Consider the following 19,288-nt stretch of genomic DNA (forward strand, 5'->3'; position numbering starts at 1 on the left):
TTTAATCACTGACGACCATCTTTTCAAGCGAGACGGCGTATCCGCTACTGCCGGATACGATTTTTTTCTTGCTGGTCCAGCTCCAGTGTTCGCGTAAAACAGAGACGGTCAATGTATAACTGTCTTTGGGAACAAGCGGGCTCATGAACTTCAGCGTAGACACCGGGTATTTACTGTACATGTCAACGATGGATGACAATACAGTTTCACCTTTGCTATTGCGCAAGCTCACGCGGGCATAACCACCGTCAGGTGCCGCAAGGCTGTACACGCTGATTTGCCTGCCGCTAAATTTCACAGAAAAAGCAGCATCCTTCTCATCTGAAATGCTTTGTGCAAAGGGTGTCGTTTCATGCTGCCATGCGCCCGTGTAAACAATGCTTTTATCGGTATTGTTGATGAAGTGTTTTCCAGCTACGACAGGTGTGGTAGTGCCGCTCGTACTATCAATTTGCCATGCTTGCTGGTAGTGGGGAATCGAGATGGATGTACCATCAACGGTCAGCGCCTGCCAGACATAAGTAGCAGCAGATGCCTGTCTTGGAAATGACCAGCGATCGCCCATGAACATATATGTAGTGCCTTGTGATCCTTCAATCGGCAACACAAAAGTGACTTGCGAGTTCCAGGTCAGTGTACCTTCTGGTGCAATGAAGCCCCTGCGCGTCCACGGCCCCTTTAACGACGTGGCAGTAAAATAATAATTGTCATTGCGTTCCCAGCCGGTCAGGTCCGAACCAAGAAAATAGTATATATCGTCTTTTCTGAACAGGGCAGGGGATTCAAAACCTGGCGTCATGGCTTGATTGACCTGCTCACTGACACTGGTATAGTCGTCCGTCAGTTTGTAAATATCACCGCCGTGCAGCAGCACGTATCCCGCGCCATCCTTATCCTGGAAGCTGCCCATATCCCATTTTTTGATAGGCTTGCCCTGGTTCAGCAAGGGCCCGCGATAGGTATACGGGCCGGTAATGTTCTTTGACGTGGCATAGCCGACAAACTGATTCTTGTAGTCAAGCGCATCCACATGCATAAACATGACGTACTCACCCGTGCTGGGCGATTTCATGACTTTGGGGCGTTCCCCCACCGTATCCGGGCCTAGATCGCCGGCGGCTTGAACTGGCAGGGCAATGCTCTCGAATGTCCAGTTGTATAAATCTTTCGATGAATAACAATTGAAACCGGCAAACGCATTACCTGCATCCGTATGGACTTCGCCAAACAGGTAATAGGTATCTTTGTCCTTGATGATGTTGGCACCATGGGCACTGACGACTAGCCCCCGGTTATCAAACCAGGGGATACCCGAATGAATTGCGTTGTAACTGGTTGGTGTCTGCGCCACTGAAAGATGAGAAATGACCATCAGGATGATGAACAATGGCCAATCGTGGATCAGTGTGCGTTTCATTTTTCCGGACGTAAAATCAGGGTTGCGCAGCCGCTTCCTGCAAAAACTTCGCCTTGATGGTTTCAGGGCTGGCTTCTATAAAAAAGTTTTCAAAACTGGTTTCATCAGCAAATGAATTGCGCACACGTGCCATCAGTTCCCCCAGTTCCTTACCAAACAAGCCGGTAATCTCAGCAGCAAGGCCACCGTTGAATTGGCGCTTGACCTGCTTTTTGCGCGCATAGTCTGCCAGTGCAGTATGATAGGCTAGCCTGAAATCGGGGAACTGCGCAAACGTTGTATCGAGAAACTCATTTTTCTGATTGTTACGTTCTACCGTGCCGGCCTCGGCCCAGGGGTAAGCTGGCAATTCCACTTCGTCCTGGGTATCCAGCCAGGTCAGAAAAGCATTGTAGGTCGCTCTTTTGGCGTCCCGTATGCGGGCTTTATGGTTCCTGTTATCGAGCAGGTAGATTTCCCGGTTGACATAGGGCGATGCCACGACATAACGGAAGATGTCATTCAGGGTTCTGAACTGACTACCGGCACGCATGGTTTCGTAAAGCTGAGCATCATAGCCCAGCAAGCTCAGGGCTTCGCCAAAATCCGTCGTAATGCACACTTCGGCAATCAGGTGGCTGCTGTTGTCAGGATCGCGTATCGGGTAAAGCAAACCAAGATGACCAAATTTGGCACCAAATTTATGGGCGATGCGGCCCACCAGGTTGCCAAAGTCGTTCAGGCCAAAATAGCGCGAGGCAAAATCAAATGATGCCGACGCTGTCCGTATCAGATCGACCTGGAACACCCCTTCGGCTATCGCCAGGCCCATGCTGGTGACATCGCCGTTAAAGACCACTTCGGTCGCCTGCAATGCCTGCGCCAGTTGCGCAGCGTCATAATCCTGGCCAGCTTCGACCAGGATATCCAGATCACCAAAATCTGCCTTATCGGCATACGCGATGACAGCCTCAATACGGCGTTGCGGAAAACACCGCTGCAATGTGGTCACCGCATGCTGTTCCACTTCACGATATCTTGATGCTGGCAATCGAACTGATTCAGCCTGTAGCGCATTTCCACCCATGACATTTCCTTATTGGACGCCACCGTCACCATGTTTTAACGAATAGCTATTTGAGTGCCTGGCAGGACGTACGACCTTCCAGACGATTACATCATACAGCCTCAAAAGAGCATGTGAGATCCGGGGCTAAGGCGTGAAGGAAATTTTTCGCATCGAAGATTGCCCCTGGTGCGTGCGCGCCACAGCTCTTTAGTACATCACCACGAAGTATCCGCGCAACTGCTTCACAAACCAGCGGTGCCGTGAAAGCGTAGATGTCCCTTCCCTGTGCCACAAGTCTACGTGTATGCCCATCCTTGCGTGCGATTACCTCGATGAGAAAAATTTGTGACGACCGTCCGCTCTCATCGCTGGCGGCGGGTGGTGGCGTCGCCGGGTCGCGAATGTCACGCAGCGACGAAAGATTCAGGTAAGTGTGCAGTTGCAGGATGTTGAGATGTTGCTTCATCAGGATGACTTCGGAAAACGGAACCGCAATCGCATCCTGACGCCCGAATGGTTCGGGGAAATCCCAGGAAACTTCCGGTGCTGGCTGCGCCAGCGGTACCAGATGACCGTCGTTAACGACTAAACGCTGTGCGGTGTTGCGCGCACCGGTGATGCGTGTTCCCGGGGTCGGATGCCAGCTGTTTAGGGCGATGCCAACACGAATTTCGTCAATAAGATTTTCGTCAACACTATTCCAGTCGCCGATTACGGCTGTCGCCAGCAAGTCAGCAAGCCCGCCGTAAAACCCCATGGCAGGAAGGATAAATACTCCCGCCTCTTGTGCCGGACCTGCAAATTTTTTCAACGTCTCGTGTGCGCTTGGCTGCTCGGCACTAACGTCCAGATAATGGACACTATTGCGAATGGCAGCAACTGCGAGCCGGTCGGCAGTCTCCAAAAAGGGGCCGGCGCAATTGATCACTGCCGCGACACCCCGTAAAGCATCGTCAAGCGATGCCGGATCGTCGATGGAGGCACATCTGGTGGCAATGCCGCGTTCCGGGAACCCCGATGCAGCAAGCTTGACGCTGTCACGCGCCACAGCTACTGGCGTCATGCCACGCCGCAGCAGTTCATCGACGACAAACCGTCCTGTATGGCCGGTAGCGCCAAATACGGCGACCCTCTGATCTTGTAATGTAGGCATGTTTTTCTCGCAAAAAAATTGATTGATTTTACAACGATACAGACCGGTATGTAGCGTGTCAAGTATTTATGCTAGAATTGTGACCATGAATACTTCAAAGACCGCTATCACATCTGGCACCACAGAGGTAAGGGATCGCATCCTTGAAACGGCTTCGACGCTCTTTTATAGTCAGGGCGTACGGGCTGTGGGTGTAGACCTCGTGGCTGAAAAGGCTCAAGTGGCAAAGACCAGCCTGTATCGCCATTTCCGCACCAAAGACGATCTTGTGGCAGCGTTTCTACAGAGGGAAGACGAGGATTTCTGGCAATGCTGGGATCGTGTCGCGCAGCTTCATACTGGCGACCCGATGGCGGAGCTTGATGCCCATTTCGGTTGGATAGGTGAGCGTGTCGAGCGCCCAAACTATCGCGGATGCCCACAGATTAACGTTGCGGCGGAATTTCCCGAGCAGGACCATCCAGCTCGCAAGGTGGCACTAGCCCACAAGCTGGACCTCAGACGACGACTCAAAGCTATTGCAGAACGTCTCGAAGCAAAACGTCCGGATGAACTGGCCGGGCAGTTGGCCCTTTTTATCAACGGTGCCTTTGTCAGCTCGCAAATTTTCATGGCTGGCGAGGCCACGCGTCTTTTAATCGCCACGGCACATACGCTGGTTGCGGCCGCCAGAGTGTAGTCTGCGCCCGATAAGCAGATGAATAATGACTACTCTGTGTTAACGTTCAGGCCAAAGTGGCGGGGTTTTGGTCGGCCAACTCAAACCCCACTCACGGTAGGAGATATTAGGCAGGCATATTTATGATATGCAGAATTAAGTATTGAGGTGCCTGGTCAGTATCTTGCAACGCTGTTTGACTTTCTAAAGAGCTTTGCAAATTACCCACATGAGCATCAGACAAGGTCACTGTCTACTTTGCATACAGCTTCCAATGTGCAATTTGTTCCGCTGCTCGCGCGAAACGGAGCTCGTCGGCCATGTGATGTAATATTGAACAAGGCAAAGCTTCATTCCCGGTGCTGATTCCGACTACATTGGATCGAATACTTCTCTGGCCTCTACGACGATACGAACATTCTAGTTCATGTAGTGCCGTCAATGTACAACTCGCGCTTAGCATAGTCCGGCGCAGCCGACGCTACCACGCGCGTTGCAGCGGCTCGTTGTACATGTAGTCCACCAAAATACGTCCTTCATCGCTCAGCAGTAGCAGATTCAGGCCCGCAGAGATCGCATCACCGCCGTCTTTGGGGAGCATGACCCAGTTGAATTTCGCACTATCATGCAAGCCAGCGACGGTACCAACAAACTTGAAGAGATAGCCTGCTTGCACCACCCATTTTTCATGTGCTTCGATGACTCGGGCCTCTAGCGCAGCGTGACCACGCACCTCGCGCTCTTGCACGTAGTGAACGGCATCCTCAGTCCACAATGCTGCAATTTGCTTGCGTCTCTGCGCGGGATCATGCTCGTTCCAGACTGCGGCGTAGCGCTCTGCAAGCTCTGTTAAATTGGATTTCATAATCGGCTCTCTTTTAAAGATCTTAAAGTTAAATGGTTTAATAGTGAACTGTAACAGTCCACTAGAATGCGTTATCAGGCAGGCTCGGTATCTGCAATGATGACCTTGCCGACGTGTTGCTTCGCCTCGAAATGGGCGTACGCTTGTCGGGCTTCTGCAAATGGGAAAACGCTGTCAATCACAGGGCGCAATTGATGTTGTGAGATAGCCCGGTTCATCGTCTCAAAGCTTGCTTTGCTACCTACGAACACGCGGCGTATGGTCACTAGTCCGCGCAATGCATTCGCGTTCAATGAGCCTTCGCCCAGCGCCGCGACGAGTGCGAGTTCCGCGTTGGCAGCGCACGCGGCCAATGAATGTGGCAGTGTCTCAATTGATCCGGTTTCCACCACATGATCAACACCACGCCCTTGTGTCAGCTTGCGTACTTCGCTTGCCCAATCGGCATGCACTGTGCGATTGACGACTTCATCAGCACCCATGCCACGCAGCAGCGCCGCTTTCTGTTCACTAGACGTGAGAGCCACGACACGCGCTCCAAACAATTTGGCAAATTGAAGTGCAAATAGCGCAACACCTCCCGTTCCGATAGTTAACACCACATCTCCTGGCGCTAAGGCTCGCCCACCAACCAATGCGTTCCATGCGGTGACGCCGGCGCATGGCAAGGTGGATGCCTCGTTGAACGACAAATGCGTTGGCACCTTGACTGCCGACGAAGCATCCAGCAGCACAAATTCTGCAAGCATGCCGTCACGTGTGCAGCCAAACTGGTCAGCGCCCATAGGCATGTTTAACCGGCCATCCTGCCAGCGGGGAAAATAGGTCGCGGCTACACGGTCACCGAGCACGAGACTTGTGACACCTTCACCGAGCGCAACTACTTCACCCGCACCATCCGAAAGAGGAACTACGCCTTCTCTGACTGGAACGGCATAACGTTGCTTGACGATTAGCAGATCGCGAAAGTTCAAGGATCGTGCGTGAACTTTCATGAGGACCTGGCCGACCCCGGGTTGTGGCATGGGCCGTTCATGACGTACTAGGCCGTCAAAAGTACCAAATTGATCGAGTTGGTATGTGCGCATAATTTTTGGGGTTGAAATAATCGTTTATCGTTTATCGTCTAAATCATGCAGGTTGAAGATGTTGTAAGGCATCAGACCGTATAGTTAGCCTTCGCGTCCTTGAATCAACTTCCCACGTGGACGAGTTCATCGAACCACGATTTCGATACGCCTTGACAATGACCATGTGCTCCGGCGAACGAACAAACTGCCTGAGTGAGACTTCATCTGTCCACACAGTCAGCGAGCCGCAACGCTTTTGTGTGGGCATAAACCACAACCACATTCCTACCGCGCCGTCCATATCCGCCCAGCCACGCCGCAGGTCGAAACCAGCCAGTGCTGCTTGCGGCAAATCTAGAAATCGATTCACCTTGAAATCGGTGAAGCTCACCAATAACTTCCCAGTGGCCATCACAGCAGGGCCTGGCATCCACTTGCTCCAAATCATGGGGTTCCTTTTTGTTCCATACAACGAAAGCGCTTGAATACGAAGTTGCGCGTGTTTCTTTCGAAATCAGTTTCCAATGAAGATATATTCGATTGTGATGGTACTGAAATAACTTGGCAATTACTTCTGAGGTAATAAGTTTGCCTAAGAAAAACTGTCAGTTGCGCCCCAGCCGCAGCCAAGTTGTGTGCCACGATCGTGTGTGTCACCACGGCGCGCAACTCCAATGACACAGCCGCTAGAAACCGTCGGTAGCGAATCAGGTCCAGTTCACGCACCCATAACTAATGGTTGTGAGAAGTCTGCAATTGGCATCTGGCGAAACGAGCATTTTCATGAGCTTTTAGGTAATCGACTCCGTCTCATCAAACGATCAGACTCAGAGTCAGACTCAGACTCAGACTCAATCAGCGCTGGCAAATTTCCTGCCCTGAATAAAAGTCAATGGAATGGGTCTCACGAAATCCCTCCCCTATGGCTAAAAATACTTCAAATTCCATGCCGAGTATTAACTCGTCGAAATCAATACCGCCCACTCTCGCCCCACGCACGCATCGGATGGCTTTGCTAGTGATGCTCAGTGGTATCTTCAAGATGCTGGATTTCTTTATCGCCAATGTGGCGATTCCATCTATCCAGTAGGAATTGCGTGCCAATTCAGGAGCGATCCAGATGATCGGGGCTGGGTATGGGCATACCTCCTGGCTGCCGCGCTCACTATAGCTTCAACCATCCCGAATGATGGTGTCCAGATCGATGACTTGTGCGCCGTCACGGAAAGCGTAGCGCCCGTTCAGGTGCACGTGACGCCAGGCCACCGGCGATGTCGAGGAGGTGAGCGCCAGCGCCGTCTCGTTCCCGCTGGCCGTGTATATGGTGTCCACCGCATAACGGCATACCGGTGCGCGAAACGCCGTCTGGCCACGCGACTGGGGCGACTTTTTGCCGCCTCACGGCGCAGAGGTGAGCTTATACTGTGGCTGTTTCCCACCAACAAGCTTCCTCCATGTCACTTGTCATCGGCGCGTTGACCGAACATTGCCTCTCTGACCCCACACGCATCGCGCACGCTGCGGTACCGCTCCTGGCGCCGACAGCGCGTGGCTTGTTGCATGCGGATCGCGCCGGCGTAGTGCCTGTGCCCGACCTCGCGGCCTGGCATACTGTGTCCCGCGACGGCGTGACGCACGTCTTCGGGCTCCGGTCCGCCACCTTCCACGACGGTGCACCGGTGCGCGCAAGCGACGTCGCGCGCAGCTTTGCGCGCTTGGTCGCACCGGGCTCGACCGCGACCCTCGCCGGGTCGCTGCGGGGCCTGCTCTGGCGTGGCGGGCCGTCGCGCGCGGGCGATTTGGTCGAGGCAATCGTGCCGGACGATGCGCGCGGCGAGGTCGCCATCCGTCTCGCGGCGCCTTTCGGGGCCTTCGCCGACTTGCTCGCTCACCCATCCCTCGGCGTCGCGCGCGCAGACCCAGACGGCACCGTCGTCGGCTGCGGACCGCTGCGTCCGATCGCCGACGGCCCGGGCATATGGCGGCTCGTACCTCATAGCGACAACATAGAGCCGCGCCGCCTGCGCAATGATCTTTCCCTGCGCGCCTTCGGAACCATCGATGCGTTACACCAGGCCTTGCAGCAGCGTTTGGTCGACGTGGTCGCGATTGAACGGCAACACTATCCCCGCTTCGAAGGGCATGCCAGCACGTCGCTGCGCGATCGCTGGGTGGGCGCGATGATGCTCAATGCCGGCGGAGCGCTGCAGGACATAGGCCCACGGCGCGACTTTGCTCGCGTGGTGCATGCCGTGGCCGCGGCTACCTTGCCGGCAGCCGCGTGCACTCGGCTGCTGCTGCCCGAGGGGCTGGCGACAGCCGCCTACCACGACGGCGCTTCTGCGCGCCTGCCGCCACCCCTGTCCGCGCGCGATTTCTCTGACCGCTGGCGCACGCTGTTCGTGTCTCAACCCGTGCGCATCGTGTTCTCGCCCGGGCGCGGGCCGTTAACGCGCGTGTTGGAGGCACTCATCGACGAATTGGCAGCCGCCAAGTTGCCACTGCGCGTCGTCAACGAGCCCGAACCCGCAGGAGTCTATGCGCTCGTAGCACAAGGAGCGGTCGACGTCGTCGCGCGCGGTTGGTCGCAGGACTACGACGATCCCGAGGAATTCTTTGGGATTTACGACAAGCAGGCACCCGGCGCGTTGGCGCAGTCGCCGGTGCGCTGGTTTGCCGCGCGTGTGTCTGAAGCGCGCCATGCGAGCGCACACGAGCGACTAGCGGCGTGTACGGAGGCGCTACTCGAAATCGAGGCGAAGTGGCTGTGCGTGCCGTTCTGCCGCGACGCGAACCGCCTGTTCCACGCTGCCGACGTTCGACTGCGCGCCCACGAGCGGGACACCTTCAAACCGGTGGATCGCGTCGCAGCGGAATCCGCAGGCTGCGCTTGACCTCGTCCAACACCACGGTGGAGCGGAAACGGGCGACGTTGGCGTCAAGGACTTCACGCGTGAACCGCTCGAATTCCGCAATGCCGCGGGCGAGCACGACGAGCACGAAGTCATACTCGCCCGTGACATACCAGCACTGCTGGACTTCCGTGCGCGCTTGCGTGGCACGGCGGAAGCAGTCGATGGCCGCGGTGCCTCCTTGCTTGAGGGCGACGTCGACGATTACCGTGACCAGTGACGGGTCCACAGGACCCAGCACGGCCACCTCGGCCGCAATAGCACCGTCCTCGCGCAGACGCCGGATGCGTCGTTGCACGGCGGTGGCCGACAGCCCGATACGGCTGCCCAGGATTTCGGCCGGTACACGGCAATCACGCTGCAGCGCGTCCAGGAGGGCGAGGTCGAAGTGGTCGAAATCCATGTGCTTTCATTGTAAGGTCGTAGGGCACGTGCACCATGGCGCGCGAGACTGGGCTGACGCAGACCGCGATGTCTCGCATCTGGAGGTGTTGGCGCCGATTCAAAATTGAGCCATTGCCTGGGCCAGCTTTGCTGTTGTTAGATGCAACGACGAGGTTCACGATGGTTTCGCGAACCTGGTTTTCGGTGGCATGTTTGAGTGCGATTTCGTATTTCATAAGCGAAGGCATGCAATGTTTCTGCTTGTGAAGCCTACATTTTGATAGCTGGGATATCGACCATCATTAAGTCTTCTTGTATCAACGCTTCTGTGGCACGGCCTGGGCCGGATCGTAAAAGAATGTCTCCTGTGCAATGCGCTCACCCTCCCATCGCTGGTAGGCCAGCTCTTCCATATGGGTGAAGCTACCGTCGGCCCATTCAAAGTGGAAAATCCAGCGTATCACCACATTGTTGCCATTGACGAAAACAGGGCGTACGCACTGGGAGGTAGCAGATACGGTGCGGGCTAGCATGACTCGTTCTCGCGCCGCTTGCGGGTTGCGCCCTATGCGTGGCAGGGATTGGTTCTCTTGAATGCATGCGTCGGCGGTGTAGAACTCTTCTACAGCCTCGGCGTGCAGGTTGGATTCGACACGGGAAATGAAGCGTTCGATGGTATCAGGTGTGGGCATGTTTATTTCTGTACCGCCCTGGCTTTGAACCATTCGGCGGTGGCCGCATCTGCGGGAAAAAACGTCTCAATGCGCAGTTCATGCACAGTCACGTCATGTGGAGTTCCCATTGTAGTGATGGAACTGAACAGGTTCAACTCGACGCCATTTTTTTGGATTTTTGTGGCCAAAAAAGGCAGTGTCCGTGTATCCAGATTGGGTGTCTTTGTTGCATCGTGAATACCTGGGTACGCGAGCAGGTCGGCTAGCAAGCGAGTCGCTTCACTGCCTGGACCATCACCCATGGCTTCGCGCTGTATCCAGTGCAACAGGTCTGCACATACATCTTGCCAATTGACGATGTACTTTCGCAAGGCGGCAGGATCTAAGGTCAGCTTAAGGATGTTGACGCCTTCAAGTGGTAAAGGGTGGTCTTTTGGCAGATCCAGCAGCCACTGCATGAGCTGGATGGCGGGTCGATTCGTCATCACCAGATTCCATAGTCGATCAACCACCAACGCCGGGTAGGGTTCCTGCTGCTGCAACATAAAGTCCAAAGCCTGCTTGACGGCCTTGAGCTCGGGGTCGGACAGTTTTCGTTCTTGATAGGCAGGTGCAAAACCTGCTGCCAGAAGCATTACATTTCGCTCCCGCAGCGGAATCTCCAACACCAAACCCAACTTCATGATCAATTCTTTGCTGGGTTGAGCGCGTCCACTTTCCAGAAAACTGATGTGCCGCTGCGAGATTTGACTGTCCATGGACAAGCGCAACTGGGTGTGGCCGCGCTTGCCCCGCCAATAACGCAATGCCGTGCCAAAGTCACTGAAGTAGCGGTGATCTGCAGCAGGTCCGGTAGGTGTATCGTGCTGTGGCGTCATACCGCTGCCTGATAGAAGTTGAGCAGTTGATCGATCTGCGCCGACGATAGCCAGCGCTCGTTGACGATGACACCGCTGATCTGCGACATATTCTGGATATCGCTGAGCGGGTCGGCGTCAAGCAGGACCGGATCGACCCGTTGGCCAACGCGCACCGCTCCACTGGCACCGCCGGGGTCAACCAACCGGTGGCTGTTCACCGTTGCCGCACGCAACACCAGCATGGGAGAGAGGCCGATTTCACCGAGTTCGATCATTTCCTGATGCACGGAATAGCCATAGATCACCCCTGGCAAGCGTGCGTCGGTACCGACGGTCAGTATGACACCTTTCTTCCACAATTGGCGCGTCAGCACGCGGGCGAAATCATAGGACGCCGAAAACAAGGTGGCGCGGTCCCGTTGCCGGAACGCCGCGCTCAAATAGCGGTTGGCAGACGGCAGCCACTGTGCACGCGAGGCGGGCTCGATGCGAACGATGTGGGCGCCTGCAATAGTAACGGTGCGATGCGCAAGCACGTCGTCGGTGTCTGCCGGGATGACCGTGACATCAGTGATGACCAACGGCGATGCGGAAGCAAATGTTACCGGCGAGGCCAGCACTATCAGGAACGCAAGTAAAACTGACGATGACTGCATGAGAGAAGATCCTGGTTAGCTTGGACGTCACGGGGGGCAGCGACCGGCCAGCGACGATTGCCGATTAAAACATACCAATATATCAGGACATTAACATGCAATCTGCGTGCGCGGACTCCTGAGTTACTAATGGCAGCATATTGCATTCGACTCATTGCAAGCCCCTAAGTATCGGGTTGCGATGCATTTAGCCACGTGGTTGGCGTTAGCTGACATGATGGTAAACCTCTTGCAAGTAGACCGGTTGTACGGTGGATTGATGTCGACCTGGTGTCGCCAGAAGAATCTTCTCACTGTACGATGGCTGTGTCGATTACTTCACAGGTAATACGTCCTACGTCCCACGTCGACACCAAAGACATTGCAGCGGCTTAGAATAGCCGCTGCAATGTGGTCACTGCATGCTGTTCCACTTCACGATATCTTGATGCTGACAATCGAACTGATTCAGCCTGTAATGCATTTCCACCCATGACATCACCTTATCTGTCGCTATGCTTTAACAAATAGCTATTTGAAATCGCCTTGAATGACATACTGCCATCCAGGCGTTTGAATACCACCCCTTCTCTCGATGTTGCCGGGTTCAGTGAGCCACCTTCAGCATAATCCAGTACTTTGGCGACGTCGGCTTGAAAACGCTCCAGTGTCGTAGTTTCCAGCCATGGTACCTCATTGATGCTGGCACCTAATGCGCGCAGCTCAGCCACAACTTGCTGGCGTTCTGCTCTGCCCAGATATTGACGGGTATCGCTGTTGAAGACGTCAAACAGATAAAATTCCTGGCCACGCAGTTTTTCCGGATTACCCTGTATACCTTCACCTATGATTTCACCTTGCAATGCAAGATTGCGACCGTAAGCAGTCAGTGCAGTCAGCAGTTTATTTTGCTTTGCCACCTTCCACAGGCTGTTGCTTTCAGATTCCCTGATCCACCAGTTTCTACCGCACACACCAGATACATTGTCGTGGTGGAAAACCGTCATGCTGGAACCATCCAGTTTGATGGTGACTTCAAATTCCGTTTTTGCATCCGTGCTCAGTACCTCAGTCAGATTCTGGATGCGTTCCTGCTCTGTCTTGCTGATGAAGTCCGGAAATGGGCCTTCCACTTCGCCAGAAAGCGAAGCAGGGATAGCGGGTTCCCATTTTTCAATGCCAAGCAACGCCCCAAAATCAACATCTCCGGTGGCAGCGTGTGTAATCAGTTCCGGGAATTCACGCAAAGGCAGAATCAGACCCTGAGATAGCTGACCGCGCAATCTGATGCTACGCAGGCGCACGCCAACTTTATCGTTCCAGTTGATCTTGTTCTTTTCCAGAAAGGCAAAACGCACATCTGTCAAAGGCAAAAACGAATCTATCTCGAAATACACGCAGGCATCACCAATCTGAAATTCGTTTTTCTTGACCACGACAGACCAGCCATCCACGCTTGCGCATGCTATGGCATCTGCGCCAGGGATGGGCCTGATGTTGCTGACTTGTCTGATGGTGACTAATTTTCTCATTGTTGATTCCTTTTTATTCTTATGGTTTTCGTTGCCGCGCCCTGTGCGACAAAATGCAGATTGTATGTGATTAGATGTGAAATAGGGATGGTAAGCGGGGAAAGGGAAGTATGGGTTTTGTTGAAATGGTCGAGATTGCCGGATTTGAACCAGCGACCAGTCGCATATGAAGCGAATGCTCTACCAACTGAGCTAAATCTCGAATATAAACTTGAATGGAGGATGATCGCCACGAATCGGCAATGCCGAAACGGGTCTGTGTGTGGCGATCAAAGATGGTGCGTCAGGCAGTGGTAGTGGACTGTAACAGTTGAAAACAGAGTGCCTTCCGCTTGCGCGACGACCATGGCTGCGTTGCAAATGCTCGCGATAGTTCACTATCGCTGTGCTTTGCGCCTTGCCCTGATCGCCGGGCAAGCGTCTTTCACTTCTGTTTCAACTGTTACAGTCCACTAGAACCCGCAGCAGTCGGTATAGAAGACCGGGGCTCTATCCTTTGAGCTACTGACGCAATATGGAGGAAGCGGTGAGATTCGAACTCACGGACCTTTTCAGGCCTCCTGTTTTCAAGACAAGTGCGATAGGCCACTCTGCCACGCTTCCATGACTGGTGCCGGTTGCAGGATTTGAACCCACGACCCACTGATTACAAATCAGTTGCTCTACCATCTGAGCTAAACCGGCGAAAAATTGGCGCCCTATAGCGGAATCGAACCGCTGGCAACCCGCTAGATAGGCGAATACTCAACCATTGAGTTCAGAAGCACTGCCTAAGCTACTGCGCGACGCGATTTTGTGTCTGCGATGCTCACCGTACATTCGTACGGCTGCGCTTCTTTACACAAACTGGCGTCGCTCGCTACGCTTATCCAGTACTTCTGATTGGGGCACAACTGGCGCCCTATAGCGGAATCGAACCGCTGGCATTTCGCTGGACAGGCGAATACTCTACCATTGAGTTAATAGGGCAAAAATTGGCGGAAGATGTGCGATTCGAACGCACATAGGCTCGGGGAGAGCCCGCCGGGTTAGCAACCCGGTGCAATACCATTATGCGAATCTTCCTTGATTAAAAAAATTACCGTGCATGTGCGTTACACATCCTGCTGGTGAGGTAGCAGTGATTACCTGATCACACGATAAAACTGGACCCGCCTGCAGGGATCAAACCTGCGACCTCAACATTCGTATTGTTGCGCTCTTCCAACTGAGCTAAGGCGAGAAAAAAAATGGCATCCCAGACAGGACTTGAACCTATAACCTTCGGTTTTGGAGACCGCGACTCTGCCAATTGAGCTACTGAGATAAAGGGACCTGACGAAAAGCAGCTGCTAGCTTCTTGCGCAAGTCTTGTGAAAACTGGTACTTGCAGATGGAATTGAACCACCAGCCTCTGCCTTATCAAGGCAGCGCTCTGACCAATTGAGCTATACAAGTAAAGAAGTGTTGGTGTCCCTTGCTGGCTTTGAACCAGCGACCGACCGGTTATGAGCCGGTTGCTCTACCCCTGAGCTAAAGGAACCCGTTAAAGTGGAAGGGGATCAAGGATTCGAACCTTGGAATGCCTGGATCAAAACCAGGTGCCTTAGGCCGCTAGGCGAATCCCCTGAAGATTGGCTCCTCGACCTGGATTCGAACCAGGGACATGCGCATTAACAGTGCGCCACTCTACCGACTGAGTTATCGAGAAATTGAAAATTTTGGTTTGTACAAAACACCGGTTAAAACGATTGCGCTTTAATCGAAATTCTGTGGTGGTCGGGATAGAGAGAATTGAACTCTCGCCGTTCGGTTAAAAGCCGAATGCTCTACCTTTGAGCTACATCCCGAATGGTTTTATGGTTTGGCATCTGGCGATGCATGGTCTTTCGTTTCATGGGATGCTCCTATGATTACTATGATAAAAATTGGTGGAAGTGGACGGAATCGAACCGACGACATTCTGCGTGCAAAGCAGGCGCTCTCCCAACTGAGCTACACCCCCGTAGTTGTTTCTGCTAATTCATAAATAGTGGTCGGAATACGAGGATTTGAACCTCGGACCTTCTGCTCCCAAAGCAGTTGCGCTCCCGGGCTGCGCTATACTCCGATTGAATTTCTGGTCGTGCTTGAAGTTATTAATATGGTGCGTCCCCGTGGTAACGATCCACGCTCCCCGGTTTTTCAGACCGGTGCTTTCACCTGTTTAGCTTGAGACACAAAAAATGGTGGAGGTGGCCGGAATTGAACCGGCGACATTCTGCATGCAAAGCAGGCGCTCTACCAACTGAGCTACACCCCCGTATTGGTTTCAAAAAATTGGAGTCCTTGAGCGGAATCGAACAGCCATTAGCTGATAGAAAGTCAGCTGTTCTAACCTTTAGACGACAAAGACATCGTTAGGACTTACGCAAAGCCGCCCTGCCTGCGTTGCAGCTCCTAGCCGTACTAAAGTACTGTCGTCGTCGCTGTCGCCTTGCCAGGACGACTTTGCGTAAGTCCTAATCATGAAAAAAACCTCGAAATGATTGATTGCAAAGTCTCTTTCATCATGAAGCGGACGTAGGGAGTTTTACCCTTGTGAACTGTCAAAGTTCGTACGTCCTGGTATCCACTCTCATTCCACAGGCACATGAGGATGCCTGTGGAATGAGTTTGAATAATACTTCCCAAATTGTTAAAGAATTTCCATGATCCGGTGTTGTCCGGTCACGACCGCTTGCACGGGTTTGGCTGCTGTGATCTGCGTTGTGCCGATCAAAAAAAGGAAAAACAAAAAACAAAAAAGCCCGGAGCTGTTGAAGGCATCCGGGCTTTTCAGCGCTGGGGTCGGGGAGCGGGTTTAACTTGCTCCTGTGACCTCAAGGGTTGCCCCTCGTATGCTTGTTTGTATAAACCATGTATCTTGCAGATTCATGGGGTTGACATCATTGAACATTTCACTATCGGCGTGTTCTGGCGATGTAAAGAATGGAATCGTATTGCGGGCAGCTTTCTTCGCCGCGGCTTTGCTGGCCGTGGCCGATACCCGGGCTTGCGCATTAAAGCGCAGGCTTGGTATCAGTTGTTGGAGCAAAGTTGTTTTCACGATCATTCCTAAAAGAGTGGGTGTTGCTTAGTCGATGGATGTATCTTGCCACAGCTTTTTGAATAAAACAAGCATGGCATGACGAATTTACGTAAATATTTGATGTATTTTTGCGACAGGTGCAATATTTCTTCGTTTATTGCTATGATGCGCGCCTTCGAAGTGAGGTTCGGACATGCATACCATATCAGCAGTTTTACCGGAAATAGCCCCAGGCCATCAACGTATCAGGGTCGTATTACGACTACGCGAACTCATGGCGGAACACAAAATTCGTTCTGTCTCTGCCCTGCATCGCATACTGATCAGCAAGAAAGTCACCGTATCGCATTCGCAGTTATTGCGCATCGTCGACAACAAGGCAGATCACTGGAAGGTGGAATTTCTGTCGGCCTTTATTGAGGTGTTTCAATGTAATGAAAGCGAGCTGTTCAAGATTGAACGCTATATTGAAACAGAAGAGATTACTGCCGACACGTAAGTGCAGCACGAAGCCTGGTGTGGCCTTGAATAGGTTTGTCCGGGTATGGAGATCGGGCAGTAACTGCTGGCAGTAAGCCCCAGACATCAACCCCACACATCGCACCAGCCTTCTTCCTTCACCAGTTTTCCTGGGAAGATACCGCATGCACCCCAGCCGTTGTGTTTGTCTTCATAGAGCTGGCAACTGCCGCATTTTTGCGTATTCTTGAATTCGGGGAAGCGCTTCACATCGACCTTGGCGGCATTTTCCACATAGGCATGCTGTTTGGCTTCTTTTTCATCTTCTTTTAATGGCACCTCATTGGCGGCGCGGCCAGGCAGGGCGCATAGGGCAAGGCCCGCGCCAGCCAGGCGCATGATAAATACTCTGCGTTGTTGATTTGAGTTCATGATTGCGCCTTTGGTCAAAGATATTGTGTTGGTCAGTGTACTGCTGTTTATCAATTCAATTGCGCCCGGGCTTATTTTTGCAAATTCTCAATCTGCTTTTGCAGGGACTTGTCCACCACATAATCCGGATAGGCAATGCGGAACCTGTTCCATTCTTCCAGCGCTTCTTTGTTTTGTTTTGCCTTGATCAGTTTGTCTATTTTGGCCAATCGCCACTGGGCGTCTGGAACCATTATTGCAGCTGGTGGTGCCTGGATCAAGGGCGGTGCAGCTGCTACTGGCAGTGGTATTCCAATACGGCTGTTTTCTGTCAAGTGGGCTTCCAGCGATGGCTTGATGGCTGCCAAGGGTGGCACGTTGACCGGTGCTGCACTTTTCGCCATGCGCATATCCATGCTTGCTGGTGGTGCGGCTGGTCTGGCCTCGGCTGCATTCGCTCTGGCATATTGTAGTGGTGCTTCTTCTTTCATCGCGACGGAACCGGTGGCAAATGCGCGTGCCCGGTCAGCAGCCCGTCCACCGGTCGCCTGTTTGTCATCCGATGCTGCATTTGCTGCCATTTTAGCCATGGCCGATATGTCGGCAGCAGATAGGGTAGTAGATGCAGTAGTAGGTGCAGTAGTAGGTGCAGTAGTAGATACGGCAGCTAACGATGCAGGCGGGGCGGCCGCAATCACGGTGGCAGGTGGTGCAGCCGCCACGATCACTTGTTCTGTTGCGACTGGTGCAGCAGTAACGGCAGCGGCAGGAGCAGCAGCGGCAGCGGCAGGCACTGGGGCAACTACCTCAGGCCGGTTCATGGCGACTATCGTGCTGGTGCCGGTGTTGGTGCTATCTTTGTCCGCCAGACGTGGCCCGGTTTTGGCACTGCTTGTGGGCTTGCGCGGCGATTGTGCCGGGATGTTTGCTGCCACACTATCCATGTCGGCGGCCGGTGCTGCTGCCACGGCCTTGCGTTCTTCAGGCATGTGTAATGGCAGCTCATTTTTTGCAAGCTGCGGGTATGCATCCTTCGGATGTTTTTGCATTATGACTAAGGGCACCGCCAGCAACACACTGGCGGCCAAACCCAGAGGCAGCTTCCAGCGTGATAAAAATGCAGGCCGCTGTGACGATGCATCAGGGTTTTGGCCATCATTGGCCGCTGTCGATGGCAACGGAGCTTGCTGCGGTTGCTGAGATAGTGGCGGCTGCTGAGATAACTGCGGTGCCTGGCCAGCCGGCTGGATCATGGGGGCTTCAGCCGCAGCCAGTCTCATAGGTGGGGCCAGGGCCGCCTCGGCGTCCGCCAATATTGCTGCATCCAGCGTGGCCGAAGGTGCATCTTGTGGCAGTTCTTGCAGCAAGTCAGCAAGCGCGCCTTGACCTTGCAGGAACTCCTCAAATTCGGTGTCCTGCATAGCGGTGCTATCGTTGATGTTGGTATCTTTGGAAGTCATGCTGGCTCACCTTGCTTCGTCTGGCTATGCAATTGGGAGCGCAATTTTTGCATGGCATAGCGTAATCTGCTTTTGACAGTCTCCACAGGTACTGCAGTGATGGCTGCAATTTCTTCGAGGCTGAGTCCATTAAACTGTTGCAAGACCAATGCCTCTTTCTGGTCATTCGGTAAAACTCGTATGGCTGCATGCAGCCTGTCGGCTTGCTGTTTTTTATCCAGTGCGGCTTCCGGCGACTGTGCATCTTGATTGGCATGCGTGGCGTTGTCGATTGCAGCGTTGTCGAACACATCGTTTTGTTCGTCGTCACCAACCAGAAAAATTTCTTTTTTGCGCAACAGGTCAATCAGGCGGTTGCGTGCAATCTGGTACAGATAGGTACGAAACCCTGCCAGAGGTGTGTAATGTGGGCGGGCGGTGTGCAATGCTGCCCAGCTATCCTGCACAATTTCATCCACCCATTCACGGCGTGGCGAACGCCAACTGATAAACCGGTACAGGCCATTGCTGTGACGCTGATACAGCTCGCGAAAGGCTTGCAGATCCCCCTCGCAGTACAGCAGCATCAGGGTTTCGTCAGTTTGTGGGGTGGAAATCATGCCGTCTAGTTTAACGGATATTCCCCGGCTTATTGCGGATTTTATACTGGCTGCATTTGAAAATACCGCGCTTTTATGCGCGAGTTTTACCGCTATCTGACA

At 53.4% G+C, this 19,288-nt stretch carries 18 protein-coding genes and 18 tRNA genes; 3 read left to right on the top strand and 33 right to left on the bottom strand.

Annotation, left to right across the window (positions count from 1 at the left end; all coding sequences use genetic code 11):
• Position 1: 1 nt before the first annotated feature.
• The 3 genes from ACO0LM_RS13105 to ACO0LM_RS13115 form a co-directional block, all read right to left on the bottom strand.
• On the bottom strand, positions 2-1,417 hold the full coding sequence (locus ACO0LM_RS13105; RefSeq protein WP_423037749.1) for a family 43 glycosylhydrolase: 1,416 nt from the start codon (positions 1,415-1,417) through the stop codon (positions 2-4).
• Between the two features lie 16 nt (positions 1,418-1,433).
• A complete protein-coding gene (locus tag ACO0LM_RS13110; protein WP_423037751.1) occupies positions 1,434-2,483 on the bottom strand; it encodes a hypothetical protein in 1,050 nt (349 codons plus the stop codon).
• Between the two features lie 91 nt (positions 2,484-2,574).
• Positions 2,575-3,618: a saccharopine dehydrogenase family protein gene (locus ACO0LM_RS13115; RefSeq protein ID WP_423037753.1), complete on the bottom strand. Its 1,044-nt coding sequence runs from the start codon at positions 3,616-3,618 to the stop codon at positions 2,575-2,577.
• Between the two features lie 85 nt (positions 3,619-3,703).
• Between ACO0LM_RS13115 and ACO0LM_RS13120 the strand changes: the two genes are divergently transcribed.
• On the top strand, positions 3,704-4,297 hold the full coding sequence (locus tag ACO0LM_RS13120; protein WP_423037755.1) for a TetR/AcrR family transcriptional regulator: 594 nt from the start codon (positions 3,704-3,706) through the stop codon (positions 4,295-4,297).
• A gap of 460 nt (positions 4,298-4,757) precedes the next feature.
• Here the strand turns inward: ACO0LM_RS13120 and ACO0LM_RS13125 are convergent, their stop codons facing one another.
• The 3 genes from ACO0LM_RS13125 to ACO0LM_RS13135 all read right to left on the bottom strand — a co-directional run bounded on the left by ACO0LM_RS13125 (position 4,758) and on the right by ACO0LM_RS13135 (position 6,659).
• Positions 4,758-5,141 carry a nuclear transport factor 2 family protein gene (locus tag ACO0LM_RS13125; RefSeq protein WP_423037757.1) on the bottom strand — a complete coding sequence of 128 codons (384 nt, stop codon included), beginning with the start codon at positions 5,139-5,141 and terminating at the stop codon, positions 4,758-4,760.
• Positions 5,142-5,215: 74 nt separating this feature from the next.
• The gene (locus ACO0LM_RS13130) at positions 5,216-6,166 is read right to left on the bottom strand and encodes a zinc-dependent alcohol dehydrogenase family protein (protein ID WP_423037759.1); all 951 of its coding nucleotides are present in this window, start codon (positions 6,164-6,166) and stop codon (positions 5,216-5,218) included.
• A gap of 106 nt (positions 6,167-6,272) precedes the next feature.
• Positions 6,273-6,659: a hypothetical protein gene (locus ACO0LM_RS13135; RefSeq protein ID WP_423037760.1), complete on the bottom strand. Its 387-nt coding sequence runs from the start codon at positions 6,657-6,659 to the stop codon at positions 6,273-6,275.
• A 1,006-nt stretch (positions 6,660-7,665) separates the two neighbouring features.
• Here ACO0LM_RS13135 and ACO0LM_RS13140 point away from each other — a divergent pair.
• Positions 7,666-9,105: an ABC transporter substrate-binding protein gene (locus ACO0LM_RS13140; RefSeq protein ID WP_423037761.1), complete on the top strand. Its 1,440-nt coding sequence runs from the start codon at positions 7,666-7,668 to the stop codon at positions 9,103-9,105.
• Here the strand turns inward: ACO0LM_RS13140 and ACO0LM_RS13145 are convergent.
• The 24 genes from ACO0LM_RS13145 to ACO0LM_RS13260 all read right to left on the bottom strand — a co-directional run bounded on the left by ACO0LM_RS13145 (position 9,059) and on the right by ACO0LM_RS13260 (position 16,275).
• Entirely contained in the window at positions 9,059-9,526 is a 468-nt protein-coding gene (locus tag ACO0LM_RS13145) for an Lrp/AsnC family transcriptional regulator (protein ID WP_423037762.1), read from the bottom strand. The two genes, ACO0LM_RS13140 and ACO0LM_RS13145, sit on opposite strands and share 47 nt — an antisense overlap.
• 298 nt (positions 9,527-9,824) lie before the next feature.
• Positions 9,825-10,199, bottom strand: coding sequence for a nuclear transport factor 2 family protein (locus ACO0LM_RS13150; protein WP_423037812.1), 375 nt, complete (start codon positions 10,197-10,199; stop codon positions 9,825-9,827).
• A 2-nt stretch (positions 10,200-10,201) separates the two neighbouring features.
• Positions 10,202-11,059, bottom strand: a complete 858-nt coding sequence (locus ACO0LM_RS13155; protein WP_423037763.1) for a helix-turn-helix domain-containing protein — start codon at positions 11,057-11,059, stop codon at positions 10,202-10,204.
• Complete coding sequence (locus ACO0LM_RS13160) at positions 11,056-11,697, bottom strand: amidohydrolase family protein (protein ID WP_423037764.1); 642 nt, start codon at positions 11,695-11,697, stop codon at positions 11,056-11,058. The genes ACO0LM_RS13155 and ACO0LM_RS13160 overlap by 4 nt, the downstream gene beginning before the upstream one ends.
• Before the next feature lie 482 nt (positions 11,698-12,179).
• The gene (locus ACO0LM_RS13165; RefSeq protein ID WP_423037765.1) at positions 12,180-13,208 is read right to left on the bottom strand and encodes an RNA ligase (ATP); all 1,029 of its coding nucleotides are present in this window, start codon (positions 13,206-13,208) and stop codon (positions 12,180-12,182) included.
• A gap of 126 nt (positions 13,209-13,334) precedes the next feature.
• Positions 13,335-13,410, bottom strand: a tRNA-Met gene (locus tag ACO0LM_RS13170).
• Positions 13,411-13,484: 74 nt separating this feature from the next.
• Positions 13,485-13,719: transfer RNA gene (locus ACO0LM_RS13175), tRNA-Arg, on the bottom strand.
• Positions 13,720-13,723: 4 nt separating this feature from the next.
• Positions 13,724-13,811: transfer RNA gene (locus tag ACO0LM_RS13180), tRNA-Ser, on the bottom strand.
• 5 nt (positions 13,812-13,816) lie between these two features.
• A tRNA-Thr gene (locus ACO0LM_RS13185) sits at positions 13,817-13,892 on the bottom strand.
• Between the two features lie 210 nt (positions 13,893-14,102).
• Positions 14,103-14,177: transfer RNA gene (locus ACO0LM_RS13190), tRNA-Asp, on the bottom strand.
• A gap of 6 nt (positions 14,178-14,183) precedes the next feature.
• A tRNA-Ser gene (locus ACO0LM_RS13195) sits at positions 14,184-14,273 on the bottom strand.
• 81 nt (positions 14,274-14,354) lie between these two features.
• Positions 14,355-14,430, bottom strand: a tRNA-Arg gene (locus tag ACO0LM_RS13200).
• A gap of 8 nt (positions 14,431-14,438) precedes the next feature.
• Positions 14,439-14,514: transfer RNA gene (locus ACO0LM_RS13205), tRNA-Trp, on the bottom strand.
• A gap of 54 nt (positions 14,515-14,568) precedes the next feature.
• A tRNA-Ile gene (locus ACO0LM_RS13210) sits at positions 14,569-14,645 on the bottom strand.
• Between the two features lie 10 nt (positions 14,646-14,655).
• Positions 14,656-14,730 (bottom strand) — tRNA-Ile (locus tag ACO0LM_RS13215).
• A gap of 9 nt (positions 14,731-14,739) precedes the next feature.
• Positions 14,740-14,816: transfer RNA gene (locus ACO0LM_RS13220), tRNA-Gln, on the bottom strand.
• Positions 14,817-14,822: 6 nt separating this feature from the next.
• Positions 14,823-14,898 (bottom strand) — tRNA-Asn (locus ACO0LM_RS13225).
• A gap of 65 nt (positions 14,899-14,963) precedes the next feature.
• Positions 14,964-15,037: transfer RNA gene (locus ACO0LM_RS13230), tRNA-Lys, on the bottom strand.
• Positions 15,038-15,116: 79 nt separating this feature from the next.
• Positions 15,117-15,192: transfer RNA gene (locus tag ACO0LM_RS13235), tRNA-Ala, on the bottom strand.
• A gap of 28 nt (positions 15,193-15,220) precedes the next feature.
• Positions 15,221-15,297, bottom strand: a tRNA-Pro gene (locus ACO0LM_RS13240).
• 34 nt (positions 15,298-15,331) lie between these two features.
• A tRNA-Phe gene (locus ACO0LM_RS13245) sits at positions 15,332-15,407 on the bottom strand.
• A 6-nt stretch (positions 15,408-15,413) separates the two neighbouring features.
• Positions 15,414-15,489 (bottom strand) — tRNA-Ala (locus ACO0LM_RS13250).
• 18 nt (positions 15,490-15,507) lie between these two features.
• Positions 15,508-15,582: transfer RNA gene (locus ACO0LM_RS13255), tRNA-Glu, on the bottom strand.
• Between the two features lie 447 nt (positions 15,583-16,029).
• Positions 16,030-16,275 carry a hypothetical protein gene (locus tag ACO0LM_RS13260; RefSeq protein WP_423037766.1) on the bottom strand — a complete coding sequence of 82 codons (246 nt, stop codon included), beginning with the start codon at positions 16,273-16,275 and terminating at the stop codon, positions 16,030-16,032.
• Positions 16,276-16,450: 175 nt separating this feature from the next.
• Here ACO0LM_RS13260 and ACO0LM_RS13265 point away from each other — a divergent pair, with 175 nt between their 5' ends.
• Positions 16,451-16,756 (top strand): helix-turn-helix domain-containing protein, encoded by a 306-nt coding sequence (locus ACO0LM_RS13265; protein WP_423037767.1) that lies wholly within the window; start codon positions 16,451-16,453, stop codon positions 16,754-16,756.
• Positions 16,757-16,842: 86 nt separating this feature from the next.
• On the opposite strand, the gene ACO0LM_RS13270 is transcribed toward ACO0LM_RS13265, so the two are convergent.
• From ACO0LM_RS13270 to ACO0LM_RS13280, 3 genes are all read right to left on the bottom strand, one after another.
• On the bottom strand, positions 16,843-17,148 hold the full coding sequence (locus tag ACO0LM_RS13270; RefSeq protein WP_422984499.1) for a high-potential iron-sulfur protein: 306 nt from the start codon (positions 17,146-17,148) through the stop codon (positions 16,843-16,845).
• Between the two features lie 71 nt (positions 17,149-17,219).
• Complete coding sequence (locus tag ACO0LM_RS13275) at positions 17,220-18,587, bottom strand: hypothetical protein (protein WP_423037768.1); 1,368 nt, start codon at positions 18,585-18,587, stop codon at positions 17,220-17,222.
• Positions 18,584-19,186: a sigma-70 family RNA polymerase sigma factor gene (locus tag ACO0LM_RS13280; protein ID WP_423037769.1), complete on the bottom strand. Its 603-nt coding sequence runs from the start codon at positions 19,184-19,186 to the stop codon at positions 18,584-18,586. The genes ACO0LM_RS13275 and ACO0LM_RS13280 overlap by 4 nt, the downstream gene beginning before the upstream one ends.
• Positions 19,187-19,288: the final 102 nt, after the last annotated feature.

Source organism: Undibacterium sp. Di26W (genome assembly GCF_049340265.1).
Taxonomy (GTDB): Bacteria; Pseudomonadota; Gammaproteobacteria; order Burkholderiales; family Burkholderiaceae_D; genus Undibacterium.

Coding starts and splice junctions, on each gene's coding strand:
- ACO0LM_RS13265 (WP_423037767.1), top strand. CDS start 16,451: ATGCATACCATATCAGCAGTTTTACCGGAAATAGCCCCAGGCCATCAA.
- ACO0LM_RS13105 (WP_423037749.1), bottom strand. CDS start 1,417: ATGAAACGCACACTGATCCACGATTGGCCATTGTTCATCATCCTGATG.
- ACO0LM_RS13135 (WP_423037760.1), bottom strand. CDS start 6,659: ATGATTTGGAGCAAGTGGATGCCAGGCCCTGCTGTGATGGCCACTGGG.
- ACO0LM_RS13130 (WP_423037759.1), bottom strand. CDS start 6,166: ATGCCACAACCCGGGGTCGGCCAGGTCCTCATGAAAGTTCACGCACGA.
- ACO0LM_RS13145 (WP_423037762.1), bottom strand. CDS start 9,526: ATGGATTTCGACCACTTCGACCTCGCCCTCCTGGACGCGCTGCAGCGT.
- ACO0LM_RS13140 (WP_423037761.1), top strand. CDS start 7,666: ATGTCACTTGTCATCGGCGCGTTGACCGAACATTGCCTCTCTGACCCC.
- ACO0LM_RS13275 (WP_423037768.1), bottom strand. CDS start 18,587: ATGACTTCCAAAGATACCAACATCAACGATAGCACCGCTATGCAGGAC.
- ACO0LM_RS13165 (WP_423037765.1), bottom strand. CDS start 13,208: ATGAGAAAATTAGTCACCATCAGACAAGTCAGCAACATCAGGCCCATC.
- ACO0LM_RS13270 (WP_422984499.1), bottom strand. CDS start 17,148: ATGAACTCAAATCAACAACGCAGAGTATTTATCATGCGCCTGGCTGGC.
- ACO0LM_RS13280 (WP_423037769.1), bottom strand. CDS start 19,186: ATGATTTCCACCCCACAAACTGACGAAACCCTGATGCTGCTGTACTGC.
- ACO0LM_RS13125 (WP_423037757.1), bottom strand. CDS start 5,141: ATGAAATCCAATTTAACAGAGCTTGCAGAGCGCTACGCCGCAGTCTGG.
- ACO0LM_RS13155 (WP_423037763.1), bottom strand. CDS start 11,059: ATGACGCCACAGCACGATACACCTACCGGACCTGCTGCAGATCACCGC.
- ACO0LM_RS13120 (WP_423037755.1), top strand. CDS start 3,704: ATGAATACTTCAAAGACCGCTATCACATCTGGCACCACAGAGGTAAGG.
- ACO0LM_RS13150 (WP_423037812.1), bottom strand. CDS start 10,199: ATGCCCACACCTGATACCATCGAACGCTTCATTTCCCGTGTCGAATCC.
- ACO0LM_RS13115 (WP_423037753.1), bottom strand. CDS start 3,618: ATGCCTACATTACAAGATCAGAGGGTCGCCGTATTTGGCGCTACCGGC.
- ACO0LM_RS13160 (WP_423037764.1), bottom strand. CDS start 11,697: ATGCAGTCATCGTCAGTTTTACTTGCGTTCCTGATAGTGCTGGCCTCG.
- ACO0LM_RS13110 (WP_423037751.1), bottom strand. CDS start 2,483: ATGGGTGGAAATGCGCTACAGGCTGAATCAGTTCGATTGCCAGCATCA.